Below are 14900 nucleotides of genomic sequence, written 5' to 3'. Positions count from 1 at the left end.
AATTTGACATTACTTTTCAGCATTTGCCGAACTAGGTGGGAGGGTAACGAAATTGCCAAAAGCTCCAACCGTTTGATAGCTTTTTTTACCTAGTTGAGTTGTGTAAATGCTGACAACGCCAAAGTTCTGACGTTCCGTTGTATTGTCGAGCAAGTGTTCGATCGAGCCGCGCTGGGAAGTCAGGAAAGTCTCTGCAACGCCACTCAAAGCTTTGGGTACGCGGGAATCATTACGCACGGTGTTTTTAAACTCGGTTTCGAGCACGCCGGAAGCATAAGTTAGGTATTTATCTCTCGGAGGATTTGTAAAGGCCATTCCGGCGACTAGCACGCTGAGGGCGATCGCAATTTTTCCGATATTCCCGAAAAAATTAGAAGTTGGTTTGTGAGTATTCATTGCTTTATCAATAATCATTTTTTTCTTGCCCCGATTGAGTTATAAGCTTATCTAGATTTAAACTACACCTTCTGAGAAACAGATTTCAGAAAAAAGAGGACAGTTTGTAGATTGGAGGGAAGTTGCAAATGCAGGCTATGGCTTTTGGGGACGATCGCACTCTAATATAATTCCGAGGTAGCGGGATGGGAGATCCGCAGCCTGTCTTCCTTTTACTTTCCTCCCTCCCCCAAATCCGGTAAATTTTCAAAGACTTACGCAAACAGTGGTTGAAGGCGCTAATGACAGCCGCAAGGTACTTGCGGCACATCCTCAACTTATTTTTGCTTAGATTTTTGTTGATCGATCTCCCGCTGCAACTCCTCAATCTGACGGCGCAAAGCCTCCGTCTCGCTGTTAGATGTTTGGGACTTCACATCAACCGCACCCTCAGCTACAGCCCGCTTGTAGTTACCCAGCTTAATTTGCCGGTATTCCTCGGAAGCCGCCCAATCTCGCAAATACCGCAGCCTTTCCACCGGGAAAGGGTGACTCAGCATCACGCCTTGGCCACCGTTGTAAAGTAAAAATTTATACACTTGGTTGAGATTGTCGCGATCGAGTTCTTGATAGTTGTCAGACTGGCGGATAAATTCTTGCAAACTGCATTGATCTGCATATTTACTGCTAACTCCCGCAAGTTTCATCATCGTCTTCATCACATTGTTCAAATCATCCGTCACCAACAAAGCTGCTCTATCTGCCGATAATTCAGCCTTCCGCCGCCACTCATAAAAAGCGAAAATTAAACCACTTCCGACAATATTTCCCAGCCCAAAAGTCATCTCGCCAATTGTTGATGCGATGCTCATCGCCCACATCGCCATTTGATTTAAAGTTGGATGCCCGCATTTGATGTGTCCCAACTCGTGAGCCAGGACTACTTTGATTTCTGACTCATCCAGCAAATCTAAAAGACCAGTGTTTAAAACTATATAGGGTTGATTTTTCCCGAGGGCATAGCTGTTAACAGCGGGATTCTGAGACACAAACAAACCCGGTTCTGGAAAAATATCTAAATCCTGCACGCACTCCCGAAATATATGATAAATGCTGGCATATTGGCGCGGGCCGACTTGTATGCTATTTCCCATTAGGTAAACGAATTGCGGTCGTTCGTAGACAAATTCTACAAATTTGCTGGCAATTAAGTCAAATCCAGGTACGCTGCGTAATGCGGTCTCGGCTTGGCGATCGAGGGGATGCTGAAAAGCTTCGCTAGAAATTCCAGTATAAGTAGGCATAGTTGTTGCAAAAGTTACATCTAAAATATCTCAGTGTTGCCGATCGCAGCGGTTGCTACCGGGCGCCTGACTTATCAATCTTATCGCGATAAATCTTCAACTCTTGTGGAACAGGCATCTTGCCTGAGAATGCTGCAAAATGTGAGTTAAAATTGTTTTTATTGTACAGGCGCGATCGACAAGCGTCTTTCGCTGTGTCTGTTAATCAAAAATAGGAACGTGCAAAAATGGCTATCCTGCGACTCGAAAACGGTAGAACCTATACTCAACTGAGCGATATTACCCGCGAACTTGCTCCTTTGAACATTCAACTCAATAGTTGGCCGGTGGGTGACAACCCAGAAATTCGGGAATTGCTGGCTCTCGATGCGATCGACGACAATCAAAAAGAGCAAGTGCTACAAGCCCTCGACGGCTACTTTCAGCAACTCAAGGAAAGCGCAGGCTATCAATCCCGCGACTTAATTGTACTACACCCAGACATTCCAAGCCTCGACACTCTGCTCTCCAAATTCGACAAGTGTCACATTCACGCTGACGATGAAGTCCGCTACATTGTAGCAGGAGAAGGAATTTTCGGTTTTGTGCGTCCCGACGGTAGTCAAGTAGAAGTGACTGTACAGCCCGAAGAATTTATCAACGTACCAGCGAATACGGAACACTGGTTTTATTTGACAGCAGCCCGGAAAGTTAAAGCTGTGCGCTATTTTACCACCACGGTCGGTTGGACACCGGAATATACGGATACTCAAATTCGATCGCAATTAGCTACTGTTTAAATATGCCAGCTAAAGATAAGTTTCACGAACTCGTCAAAACTGCCCTCGAAAATCAGGGTTGGACAATTACCGATGACCCTTATCATATCGATCTCGGATTTGTTGATTTTTATATCGATCTGGGTGCAGAACAGTTATTAGCAGCTACAAAGGATAATGAAAAAATTGCGATTGAAATCAAAACGTTTTTGGCACCATCGACGATTTCAGAGTTTCATACCGCAGTGGGACAATTTATCAACTATCGGATTGCATTAGAATTTGACGATCCAGAGAGAACTCTTTACCTGGCAATTCCATTAGGTATTCACAGAAAATTTTTCAAATACTCATTTATTCAAACGGTAATTGAACGCAATCAAATTCCACTTTTAGTTTACGACACCGAAAAACAGGAGATTTCTGAATGGATAAAGTAAGTTTGTATCGTCAATATATTCAGGAATTGCTAACTGAACGATCTCAGAGGCGATCGCCTCACGATCCAGTTTCCAGCGAGACAATTTTCGATTTAGTCAGCGATCGCTATCAACTGGTTCATGTGGGTTGGAAAGATAGTAACACTCGAATTTATGGCTGCATAATTCATGTAGACATTAAAGATGGGAAAATTTGGGTACAGCATGACGGAACTGAAGAGGCGATCGCCAATCAATTAATAGCACGAGGCGTCCCATCCCAGGAAATTGTGCTAGCCTATCATGCACCTCATGTCCGACAATACACCGAATTTGCAGTTGGTTGATCTGAGATGTTACATCAACAGCAACAGGGAAGATGCCTGTTCCACAAGAAATTTAATCTTTGTGGAACAGGCATCTTGCCTGTTCATAAAAGGCTAATTGACATTGTGCAAAATCTTAGTTAATCCTACCTCAAACTTTGTGCTTTAAAGATTGTAAAATACTCAAAGCAACCGCCTCCGCCACCTTAATCCCATCAATCCCCGCCGACAGAATTCCACCCGCATATCCCGCACCTTCCCCCGCAGGATAAAGCCCTTCAGTATTCAAACTCTGATAATCGTCTTTGCGCTTGATCCGAATTGGTGAAGAAGTGCGCGTTTCCACTCCAGTCAAAACCGCATCATCCATCGCAAATCCTTTAATTTGTTTGTCAAAAGCCGGAAGTGCTTCGCGGATGGCTACGATCGCAAAATCCGGCAAACTTTCGCTCAAATCAGTCATCACAACTCCGGGCGTATAAGAAGGCTGCACAGCGCCTAGGGCGATCGAAGGGCGATTCGCCAAAAAATCTCCCACAAGCTGCCCAGGGGCGTTGTAAGTGCCACCTCCTAACTCAAATGCCCGTTCTTCTAGGCGACGCTGAAACTCAATTCCCGCCAACGGATGACCCGGATAATCTTCCGGCGTGATACCCACCACAATCCCGCTGTTAGCATTGCGTTCGTTGCGAGAATATTGACTCATCCCATTCGTCACAAGTCGCCCCGGTTCCGACGCCGCCGCCACTACCAAACCGCCGGGACACATACAGAAACTGTAGACAGAACGACCATTTGCACAGTGGTGAACCAGTTTGTAATCGGCGGCACCTAAAAGCTTGTGGCCCGCCCGATCGCCAAAACGACAGCGATCGATCGCACTTTGGGGATGTTCCACCCGAAAACCAATCGAAAAAGGCTTAGCCTCAATGTAAACACCGCGCGAGAATAACATCTCAAAAGTATCGCGGGCGCTGTGTCCCACCGCCAGAACTACATAATTACTAGCAATATATTCTCCGCTGGCTGTAGTAATTCCCTGCACTTTGCCATTTTCGATATGAATATCTTCGACACGAGTTTGAAACCGAATCTCACCGCCTAAGGATTCAATTTGGGCGCGAATACTTTGGACAATTCCCACCAATTTAAACGTACCAATATGCGGCTTATTAATATATAAAATTTCCGGTGAAGCACCCGCATTCACAAGTTCTGTCAGCACCTTGCGCCCGTAATGCTGAGGATCTTTAACTTGGCTGTAGAGCTTGCCATCGGAAAAAGTTCCCGCACCGCCTTCGCCAAACTGGGCGTTAGATTCTGGGTTGAATTCAGTTTTTTTCTTCCAAAATCCAAAGGTGTCAGCCGTGCGATCGCGCACAGCTTTGCCACGTTCCAAAAGGATCGGGCGAAACCCCATTTGTGCCAGCATCAGCCCTGCAAACATACCGCACGGCCCCGTACCGATCACAATGGGCCGAACTGTCGTCAAATTGCTGGGGGCTTGGGCTACATAGCGATAACTCGTGTCTGGCGTCACCATGACATGAGGGTCTTTTTTGAAGCGTTGCAGAAGTTCGTTTTCCTGTGTTGTCTCGACATCCACAATATAGACAAGAACAATTTCGGCTTTTTTGCGAGCGTCGTAGCTGCGTTTGAAGATGGTATAGCTGAGCAATTCTGCGGGGGGAATTTGCAGCTTTTTGAGAAGGGCGCTGGCGATCGCATCTTCAGGATGATCTAAGGGAAGTTTGATTTCGGTTATTCGTAACATATAGGGCAAAGAAGTTCGGCAACGGATTGGGTAATGGATTTAACTGAGATGTTGTAACATTCTCAAAAACAGGCAAGATGCCTGTTCCACAAAAACTCAATTTTATTGTGGAACGGACCGGAGAGCCCGTAACATTCTCAAAACAGGCAAGATGCCTGTTCCACAAAAACTCAATTTTATTGTGGAACGGGCCGGAGAACCCGTTTCTAAACAGATTTAAACTGTAGATTGCAGAAGCGTTATAATAAACAAAAAATTAAGTTTTGTAAAGACCCTTGACTGCAACATTTACACCAAAAAACAGCCAAACCTGGCACGCTCTCAACCCCCTGTGGGAAGGAGCAGAAGACGCAGTACAGAAGGGTTTACCCCACACCAAGCTAGCACCCGCATGGCAAATACTGCTCTTGGGCGACGGTTCCCCCACCCGTCACCTGCAACTGCTGACAGGGGAACCCACAGAAGTAGATGTGATCGATATGTCCTTAGTGGGTGAGGATGCAGACGGCGCGCCTGCACAAATTGTGGCGGTTCCAGGGCCGCGCCTGCGCCGTCAAGTGTGGCTGCGTACAGCTTCGGGACAGCGCCTCGCCTACGCGACTTCTTGGTGGGAAGCGAGTCACGTAGATGAATATTTGGAAAATAAATCTTTGCCAATTTGGGCAAGTTTAGCGCGCCTGCGGACTGAATTGTATCGCGATGTGCAAGGCATTTATTGCGGTGAGTCGGTGGCCTTGGAGTCGGCTTTTCAAGAGTCGGGGCCTTTTTGGGGGCGACACTATTTGTTTTGGCATCACGGGAAGCCGCTGACACTGATTTATGAGGTGTTTTCGCCTTATTTGACTAAGTATTTGGGGCCGATGGAGTTGTAATATTGTAGGCGATCGCAGGTGCATCTGGGTTTGTCAAATATATTTGTAGGGGCGAAGCATGACCGCGGTCAATATGAGATTATAACTAATAACTTATCTGCGGTCATGCTTCGCCCTCTTCAAAAACCAAATGCACCGGAGCGTGATGACTTTAGTCCTCGGATAGATGCGGACTAAAGTCCTCACGCTTGGGAGCATCTCAATTTTGCAAAAAGCATTTTTTTTATTATAGTGCGAGCGTCCCCGCTCGCGATTTGTAGCATACGCGAGCGGGGACGCTCGCACTATAAATGCAAAACTGAGATGCTCCCCTCACTACGAACCTGAATGCGGACTAAAGTCCTCACTACGAGCCTGAATGCGGACTGAAGTCCTCACTACGAACCTGAATGCGGACTGAAGTCCTCACTACGAACCTGCAATTTTTTGCCGGAACTTCACTCGCAAACCGTCACGCGGGTGTGGAGTCGGTACTCGGATTAAATTCAAATCTTGATCCGGTAACAAATCCCATTCGCACTCTCGAACCATCCTCGCCGCAAACAGTTTCATCTCTAACCGCGCGAATTCTTTCCCCAAACATTCCCGCAAACCGCCGCCGAAGGGCACGTAACTGAAAGGTTTAGCATTTGTCGATCGCTCCAAACTAAATCGATCGGGGTCAAAGCGATCGGGTTCGGGATAAACTGAGCTATCCTGATGCGTCTGATTGATTTCGTAAAGCACGCTCCAACCCTGGGGAATTTCGTAGCCGCCGAACTCGCAAGCCTGAATTACCCGCCGAAAACCGCCTCCCACCGGCGGAACCAACCGCAGCACTTCTCGCATCACCTGCTCCAAATAAGTCATTTGTTTGAGCTGTTCCAAGTCTAGCGGTTCAGTTGCCGAAAACTGCTGTTGTTCCGCGCGAACTTTTGCCATCACATCGGGGTTTTGAGCTAGGAGAAGGCAAAAAGAGGCGATCGCCGAAGTCAAAGTCTCGTGTCCCGCAAACAACAGCAGCAGCACTTGATCTTTCAACTCCTCCAAACTCAAATTGTTTCCGTCATCGTCGCGAGCCGAAATCAGCAAACTCAAAGCATCATTCCCTTCTCCCATATCTTGTTGGCGATCGCGAATAATCTTTTCAAGTTCTGATAACAGTAACTTTCGGCACTTTTTCGCCTTTCCAAACTTAGTCCACGGCACATCTAAAGCAATCGAAAATAAACCCTCGCACCAAGTTTCAAAATAATGTCCCAGCGCCGTCTCCGAACCAGCATCAATCCCAACTAACAACTTACTAGCAACATCAAAAGTATAATTTCTCAGTTCGGGATACCACGCAAACTCGCTCATCTGCGTCCATCTTTCCAAGTAGCGCCCAGTGATATCTTCCATCCCGCCGATGTAGCCCGCCAGAGCTCGCGGTTGAAACGCTTGGTACAGCAGCTTGCGCCGATTTTGATGTTCCGAACCCGTTTGCAGCGCCAAGGAAAGCGGCCCTAAAAGCGCTTTCATGCTCGGAGGCCAACTCATAACAAAATATTGATTTTCATGGCTTAAAACAAACAAATTCGCCTCTGAGCCGGACACAAACACGGTAGGCTGTCCGAAGATGCTGGTTTTGAAAATTGGCCCGTACTGTTGGTGGCGTTTTTTGGCGAATTGAGCATCTTGTAAAAAGTTGAGGGTATCGCCAATTAGCGGTAAACCCAAATTGCCTGGAGGTAATGTCATTTCAGATTTCAGATTTCAGATTTTAGATTGTTCATATCATATTAACTGAATTTACGCAACTGTATAAAGGTACGTTGTTGCGCTTCAGCGCTTTTATACATATGAAAGAGCGGGTGCATCTGGCGCAAGGAAGAGGGCGAAGCATGACCGCATATAAGTTATTAGTTATCATCTCATATTCACCGAGGTCATGCTATAGCCCATACGGATATATTCGCCTTGCGCCAGATGCACCCGAAAGAGCGCTGAAGCGCAACTACGTACCTAAGAGTTAACCCTATAGAACCTATTTAATTTTCTCTTCTTTGAATCGGAATCTTGATCGTAAATTCAGTGCCTTTCCCCACCACAGAGAAACACTTGATTTCACCTTTGTGTTTTTCGACAATAATAGAATGAGAAATCGCCAAACCCATTCCCGTCCCCGAACCGATCGGTTTTGTAGTATAGAACGGATCAAATATCCGCTGCTTGACTTGATCGGTGATACCTGCACCGTTATCAGCAATTCTAATCGCAGCAAAATTACCTTCTACCTCTGTAGAAATGCGGATAATTGCTGAATTTGGAAGCGGTTCTTGTAAAGCGTCAATTGCATTCGCTATAATATTCATAAACACCTGATTCAATTGTCCGGCGTAACACTCTACCAGCGGCAATTGTCCGTATTCTTTAACGACTTGAATTGCTGGGCGATGGTACTCCGTACCCGCTGCGCTAACGGGCTGAACTTTCAGACGGTGTTCTAAAATCATCAACGTGCTGTCGATGCCTTCGTGAATGTTAACTTTTTTCATTTCAGATTCATCAAGGCGAGAGAAATTTCGCAAACTCCGCACGATATCTCGGATGCGAGTTGCTCCCACCTGCATCGAAGACAGCATTTTTGGCAAGTCGTCTAACAAGAAATCTAGCTCTAATGCCTCTACTTCCTCCTGAATAGCTGCGGTCGGTTCCGGGTATTCATCTCGATACATTTGCAGCAGTTTCATCAGGTTTGTGGTGTATTCTTCTGTGTAGGTAAGATTGCCGAAAATAAAGCTGACTGGGTTATTGATTTCGTGGGCAATTCCTGCTACCATCTGACCGAGACTCGACATTTTTTCTGCTTGCACGAGCTGGGTTTGAGCAAGCTTAAGTTCGCACAGAGTTGCTTCTAGTTGGGCAGTTTGTTCTCGCGCCATTCGGGCTGAATCGACGCTTTGGGTGTAGAGTTCGGATTGGCTGATGGCGATCGACAATTGATCGCCAATTGCCGATAGCAAATCCACTTCGTCTTGTGTCCACCTCCGCATCTCGCGACAAGCCACGCAGCCCACAACACCAATTAAACCCCCTGCACTTTTGACCGGCAAATCCAAGACAGACTTGTAACCCAACTGCAAAAAGAACTCTCTTTCTATGGGATCGCTCAAATTTGCAACATCATCTATTTGGTAGATTTCCGATTGGGCTATTTTTTGGGCCAGACTCCCCGTTACGTCAGCAGGATAATAACCCACAAGCGAGAACAAGTCATCATTTTTAGCTTCGTGGACGACATCCCAAGCGGGTATCTCGACATCGGATACATACCAAATAAACAAGCAGCGATCGAGTTGTAGCAAGTCGCGAATTTGGTGTACAGTTGTTGCCAATATAGTATCTAAATCGAGAGAAGCGCGGATTTGACTGCCTAACTGGTTGAGCAATTTTTGCTTCATGGCTGCTGATGAAGCTTCGGCGGCGACGAGGCGAGATGTTTCGTAAAGTTCGGCTTGATTAATGGCGATCGCCAATTGATTGCCCACAGCCACTAACAGTTCCACTTCCTCATCGCTCCAACACCGGATGCTGCTAGAAGCGCTACAGCAAATTACCCCTATTTTACCTGAAGATGTCTGAATGGGAATGTCCAGCATAGACTGTAATCCTATACACATGAAAAAATTCCGCTCTACTGGATCGGTAACATTTTTAAAATCATCCACCCGAATTATTTCAATATTGGCAATTCGCTCGGCTTTAGAACCAGTCAAGTTAGCCGGAAATACACCCAGCAAGGAAGGTAGTTCATCATTTTTTGCCTCGTATTCTACATTCCAAAATGCTGATGTTTCGTTGGTTATATACCAGATAAATATGCACCGTTCGAGCAGCAGCAATTCACGTATTTGCTGCACAGTTGTGGCCAAAATAGTGTCTAAATCCAGAGATTTGCGGATATTGCTAGCTAGTTGGTTAAGCAGCGCTTCCTGCTCTGCTAATTTGCGGAATCTCGCTTCCGACTCTTGCAACTGTCTTTGAGCTTCTTTTTGTTTCGTTACGTCCAAACCCAAACCGATTAAGCCGATCGCATTACCGCAATCATCTTTGACCTGAGTTTTAATTATCTCCAACTGGTGGTATTCACCGTCAACCAACTGGAGCAATTCTTCAGAATAACAGGGAGGATCTTGGCTCCAGGCTTGTGCATCTGATACCATGCAGTTAGCAGATGCTTCTAATCCAAAAACTTCGGAATAGTGAGAGGCTGCTAAGAACTTCTCTTCGGGAATAGCTACATCTTCGCAGAAAGTTTTGTTGGCTAATAACATCCGCCCGCTAGCATTTGCCATCCACACCCAGATGGGAGCATTGTCAATAATTCCCCTCAAAGTTTGCTTTTGGGCGGCGAGAGCAAGTTCTGTTTGTTTGCGCTTGATTCCCAGGGCGATCGAATCGGCAATTGACGCAAAAGAAATCAGTGTAGATTCCGTCAACTCCTGGCGAGCAAACATGGCGATTACTCCCACCAACTGATTGTCAACAATCAACGGATATCCAGCAAAAGCCACCATTCCTTCTCGTTTCGCCCATTCTTTGTCGCTGACTCGGGCATCTTCTTGCACAGAATTAGTGAGGTGAGGTTGTCGATCCCGGGCGATTAAACCAATCTTGAACTCGCCGACCGCAATGCGGCTGTGAGCGCCGTCAATGTGAGTATAAATCCCCGCACTTGCTTGCAATTCCAAGACATTTCCCTCTTCATTGAGCGTCCAAATCCGAGCAAACGCAGCATCCAGATGGCGCACAACTGCATCGGTACATTTTTGCAAAGTTGCAGGTAAAGTGCGGTTTTCAGTCAGAGCAATTCCCACATCTGCTGTGAATGAAGAAAGTTTCAATTGTTCTGCTAAAGCTTGTTCTGCGAATTTGCGATCTGTAACGTCGGCAGCAACACCGAGACGCTGCTGGATTTTGCCCGACTCTGTTCTGCTAAATACAATATCGCGACTGACTAACCAGCGCCAACTATTTTGTCTGTCGAGTACCCGATATTCGTACTCAACCACCTCGCCGTCGGGAGCATTTTCTATTTGCTGGATATATCTGGGAAATTTAGCTAAATCTTCAGGGTGGATAATTGTCGGCAACAGATTGCTGCCCATTTCTTGAACTTCTGCCACTGTATAGCCCAGGAGGTCGGTGATTTCGCGGTTGGCATACACATTTCGCTGCTCGATTTCGTCGTAAACATAGAGAATATTCGGACTGGTATTGGCAATGCGCTCAACAAAGTGCTGACTAGCTTGCAGCGCTGCTTCTGCAAGTTTTCGAGCCGTAATGTCGGTGGAATTACCAATAATTCGGTAGATGCTGCCAGAGGTATCGTGCAGGGGCGTCAGAGTTACGATAAACCAATTTTCTACACCTGCCAATTCGGCGCTATTTTCGTAAGAAATCGAGCTGTCTGCGGCCAAACAATCGAGGTATCTTTGCCGAAAATTTGCTGCTACTGCTGGGGGAAACACTTCTTCGGGAGTTTTGCCTTTGACATCAGCACTCAAAATGCCTGTAGATGCTTCTGTAGCTGCATTCCAGCCTGCATAGCGGAACTCTCCGGCGGCGACATCTACCACGAAAATAACTTGATTCGATCCGTTATAGATGCTGTTTAAAAATTCTTCTTGTTCGCGCAATTGTGCTTCGGCTTGTTTGCGTTTTGTAATGTCGGTAGCACTTCCCACAATGCGACAAATTTTCCCAAATTCGTCTCGCAGCGGAGTCAGAGTTGTGATAAAGCAGACTTCTTGAGTCTCAAGACTAACAGATTCTTCGTAAGAAAGAGAGCTATTTTTTAGCAGGCATTCTCTTAATTTCTGCCGGAAAAACGCTGCCGTAGATGCTGGGAAAAGTTCTTCTGGAGTTTTGCCGCATCCTTCCTCCTTGCTGATGTTACTGAGTAACTCTGCTGCTCGATTCCAGCCGGCGTAGCGAAATTCTTCGTCTGCGCCGACATCTAGTACGAAAATACTGTAGTTCACACTGTCGTAGATGCTGCTCAGAAATTCTTTTTGCTGCCACATTTCTGCCTCGGCGCGGCGGGCTGGGGTAATGTCGGAGTGGATGCCAACCCACTCGCGAACGCTGCCATCTGCATTCAATACGGGTATACCGCGCACGGTCATATACCTGTACTCGCCGTCGTGCCGCAGCAAGCGGTGTTCTATTGCGAATAAGGTGCGATCGGCAAGTGCCTCAGACCACATCCTGGCAGTATATTCTCTGTCGTCGGGATGGATGTTATTGAGCCACCCCCATCCTTTAATTTCGTCGTAAGTCGCTCCCGTAAATGCACTCCATCCTGTTTGTTCGGCGACAACTTCGCCTGCGGCGGTAGTATCCCAAATAATTTGGGAGGTGGCTTCAGTTAAACACCGATATTTTTGCTCGCTTTCTTGGAGAGCTTTTTCGGCTTGTTTGCGATCGCCAATATCAGAAATAGTGCCAATCATTCTCACCGGAGCATTATTTTCATCTCTTTCTACGACTTTCCCCCGCGCCAAAATCCATTTAAATTCGCCGGATTTAGCTAACATTCTATGCTCAACAGCATAGCCATTTTCTGGATTTTCCAAATAGGCATTTAATTTCTGGTTCAATACCAGTAAATCGTCGGGATAAACTAGCTGTGACAAACCGATCGCATTTGCTTGTAGTTCGTCTGGTTCGTAGCCCAACAAAGCACTGTACTCGTGGTTGCAATACATTTCGTCAGTAACTATATTCCAATCCCACATTCCGCTGTCGGAACCCCAAAGAGCTAGCTGCAACCGCTCTTCGCTGCGCCGCAGGGCGGCTTCTACCTGTTTGCGATCGCTAATATCGCGAGCAACTCCCACCACGCCCGTGATGTTTCCAGAGCGATCGCGCAAAGGGCTTTTGGTAGAAAGAAATGTCAGGATGTTGCCCTCACTATCTTTTACTAATTCTTCGATGCTTTCCTCAATCCCAGATTGCCAGATCCGGCGGTCATTTTCCGCCAGCATATTCGCAATCTCCAGCGGAAATAATTCGGCATCATTTTTGCCAAAAATTTCTGATTTTGGCTTGCCAATCATGCCCGCAACCGTAGAATTGACCAATAGGTAGCGGCCCTGAATATCTTTGACAAAAATGCTGTCGCCTGTACTTTCGATGACGTTTTCAAAGAGGATGTTACTTTCTTGTAGTGCTGCTTCTATTGCTTTCCGATCGCTGATGTCGCGTGATATACCAATGATGCCGATCGCATTTCCTTCCGAGTCGTACCAAGGGCATTTTGCTGTCAGAAATGTTTGCATTTGTCCATTTATATGGAGATTTTCTTCCTGATTGAAATGTATTCTTGATGCTAGAATTTCGATGTCTGAATCTATCATTCTTTTGGCTATTTCAGCGGGAAATAATTCTGTATCGTCTTTGCCTATAATTGCCTCAATAGGTTTTTCAAAAAAATTAGCTAGGGCAGAATTTCCGATCGCGTAGCGGCCTTGAATATCCTTGACAAAAATGACATCCGGCGTGCTTTCAATCACGGAACGCAAGATTGAATTGCTGTGCTGGAGCGACTCTTGGGCGAGTTTGCGATCGGTAACGTCGCGGGCGACAGCATAGATCAATTCTTCTTCGCAGAAAGGGCTAGCAGTCCAGGCTATCCACTTGTAAGACCCCTCGCGACACAGCCAGCGGTTTTCAAACCCAACGATATTATTCCCCGCAGCAATCCTTTCAGCTTGTTTTAGAGTAGTTTCGCGATCGCCTGGATGGACGAATTCAATGAAGAGTTTGCCCACCATTTCGGCTGGGGAATAGCCGAGGATTTTTTCGGCTGCTGGGTTGATGTGCTTAATATAACCGTCAAAAGCAACTACGCAGAGCATATCTGGCGACAGGCTAAAAAATCGATCGCCCTGGTTGAACTTGCTCTCTTGGCGATCGTTGTAGGCCCAGACAGCAGAGGCGTGCGATCGCGCGGACACCACCAACATGACAATATTGGCTACAGCCAAACATCCCAGGGCGAGTTGGCTCTTGCACAAACCATCGCCTCCGCCTGTTACCAGCAACCCGTTTAATACAAGCAGTACCACACTCGCAACTGAGAATACACTGCCTGAGGCGATCGTCGCGAGGCTGATTGTTTGTTCATACTGCATACTGCATTCTGCCTTCTGTCTGCTGGTGACTGCTGCCGTTAATTTTATCAATAATAGTTGCAGGAATTTAAACAATTTAGTGTTTTGTAATTCTTCTATATGAACTAGATCTTTCATTTTTTTGAATAAGTTTAATTTTTGATGAGTTAAGACTTAAAAACAACTCTAAAGATGTTAAAATACTTTCAACAGTTGACAGTTGACAGTTGACAGTTGACAGTTGACTATTTGAGAGCTACCTCTACCCTTAAGTCCGAGGATTGGAGTAATGAATAGTCTGATTTTAATTTCTCCCGAGCAGGCTTGGGGCTTTCAACCAATTCTTTCGGGTAAATTTTTTCTAGCTGGCGAAATCAAGCATTGGCATTTTTTCCTTATTTTATGCAACACAACCATAAAATTAAGTGTATTTACGGAATTAGCGAGTAATATTTTTTTAGCTGCGGTGCGGCTTTTATCATTTTTTGTAAGGGCATAAAGGGTTTATCTTTAATAATGGACTAGATATTGCTGTTGGTCATTGGACATTTGGCCTAATCTAGCTAGTCCAGCACGCAAAATTTAATTATCTAGAGTGCGCCTGAAGCACATTACCGCGTAAGAGTATCTTGTCAAACCACTTTTTGCGTAAGTTATGACCCGGTTTGATGTACTAAAATACTGCGGGGAACTCTCTGACTGCTGGTTGAAAAACCCGCACTCTCCGTCAAATTCAACCAAATTTCATACTACCTATTAATTGTGAAGTTAAAATGAAGATCGACTGTTGATTTATGAAAAAAAAATAAAAAGATGTTGGTAGGAGTTGTTAGTTAAACTCCTATGTTCCCGGGTAATTGGGAATTGGGAATGGATCCGTTGTACTTCGCGAGTGTTGCAAATTGCTATAACCGGACATTCTCCATACCGAAGG

At 45.9% G+C, this 14900-nt stretch carries 10 protein-coding genes; 5 read left to right on the top strand and 5 right to left on the bottom strand.

Annotated features, from left to right (window positions below):
* Positions 1 to 9: 9 nt before the first annotated feature.
* Both JGK11_RS09315 and JGK11_RS09310 read right to left on the bottom strand, forming a co-directional pair.
* Positions 10 to 414 carry a DUF4359 domain-containing protein gene (locus tag JGK11_RS09315; RefSeq protein ID WP_293190418.1) on the bottom strand — a complete coding sequence of 135 codons (405 nt, stop codon included), beginning with the start codon at positions 412 to 414 and terminating at the stop codon, positions 10 to 12.
* 299 nt (positions 415 to 713) lie between these two features.
* A complete protein-coding gene (locus JGK11_RS09310; protein WP_293205026.1) occupies positions 714 to 1679 on the bottom strand; it encodes a M48 family metallopeptidase in 966 nt (321 codons plus the stop codon).
* 227 nt (positions 1680 to 1906) lie between these two features.
* On the opposite strand from JGK11_RS09310, the gene JGK11_RS09305 reads away from it, so the two are divergent.
* The 3 genes from JGK11_RS09305 to JGK11_RS09295 are packed head-to-tail and all read left to right on the top strand — an operon-like array spanning position 1907 to position 3203.
* Positions 1907 to 2458 (top strand): cupin domain-containing protein, encoded by a 552-nt coding sequence (locus JGK11_RS09305; RefSeq protein WP_293182608.1) that lies wholly within the window; start codon positions 1907 to 1909, stop codon positions 2456 to 2458.
* Between the two features lie 2 nt (positions 2459 to 2460).
* Positions 2461 to 2877: a XisH family protein gene (locus JGK11_RS09300; RefSeq protein WP_293182606.1), complete on the top strand. Its 417-nt coding sequence runs from the start codon at positions 2461 to 2463 to the stop codon at positions 2875 to 2877.
* On the top strand, positions 2865 to 3203 hold the full coding sequence (locus tag JGK11_RS09295) for a XisI protein (protein WP_293182604.1): 339 nt from the start codon (positions 2865 to 2867) through the stop codon (positions 3201 to 3203). The genes JGK11_RS09300 and JGK11_RS09295 overlap by 13 nt, the downstream gene beginning before the upstream one ends.
* Positions 3204 to 3333: 130 nt before the next feature.
* Here JGK11_RS09295 and JGK11_RS09290 read toward each other — a convergent pair whose 3' ends face one another.
* Complete coding sequence (locus JGK11_RS09290; RefSeq protein WP_293211353.1) at positions 3334 to 4956, bottom strand: NAD(P)/FAD-dependent oxidoreductase; 1623 nt, start codon at positions 4954 to 4956, stop codon at positions 3334 to 3336.
* Positions 4957 to 5231: 275 nt separating this feature from the next.
* Between JGK11_RS09290 and JGK11_RS09285 the strand changes: the two genes are divergently transcribed.
* Entirely contained in the window at positions 5232 to 5828 is a 597-nt protein-coding gene (locus tag JGK11_RS09285; protein WP_293211350.1) for a chorismate lyase, read from the top strand.
* Between the two features lie 408 nt (positions 5829 to 6236).
* Here the strand turns inward: JGK11_RS09285 and JGK11_RS09280 are convergent, their stop codons facing one another.
* The gene (locus JGK11_RS09280; protein WP_293182598.1) at positions 6237 to 7547 is read right to left on the bottom strand and encodes a cytochrome P450; all 1311 of its coding nucleotides are present in this window, start codon (positions 7545 to 7547) and stop codon (positions 6237 to 6239) included.
* 290 nt (positions 7548 to 7837) lie between these two features.
* The gene (locus JGK11_RS09275) at positions 7838 to 14104 is read right to left on the bottom strand and encodes a PAS domain S-box protein (RefSeq protein ID WP_293211348.1); all 6267 of its coding nucleotides are present in this window, start codon (positions 14102 to 14104) and stop codon (positions 7838 to 7840) included.
* 151 nt (positions 14105 to 14255) lie between these two features.
* Between JGK11_RS09275 and JGK11_RS09270 the strand changes: the two genes are divergently transcribed.
* Entirely contained in the window at positions 14256 to 14465 is a 210-nt protein-coding gene (locus JGK11_RS09270) for a hypothetical protein (protein WP_293182595.1), read from the top strand.
* Positions 14466 to 14900 lie beyond the last annotated feature (435 nt).

Origin of the sequence: Microcoleus sp. PH2017_34_RAT_O_A, from assembly GCF_020737885.1 — a bacterium.
GTDB lineage: Bacteria > Cyanobacteriota > Cyanobacteriia > Cyanobacteriales > Microcoleaceae > Microcoleus.
Note: the sequence above shows the minus strand (reverse complement) of the source record. Positions and strands in the feature narration are given on the sequence as shown.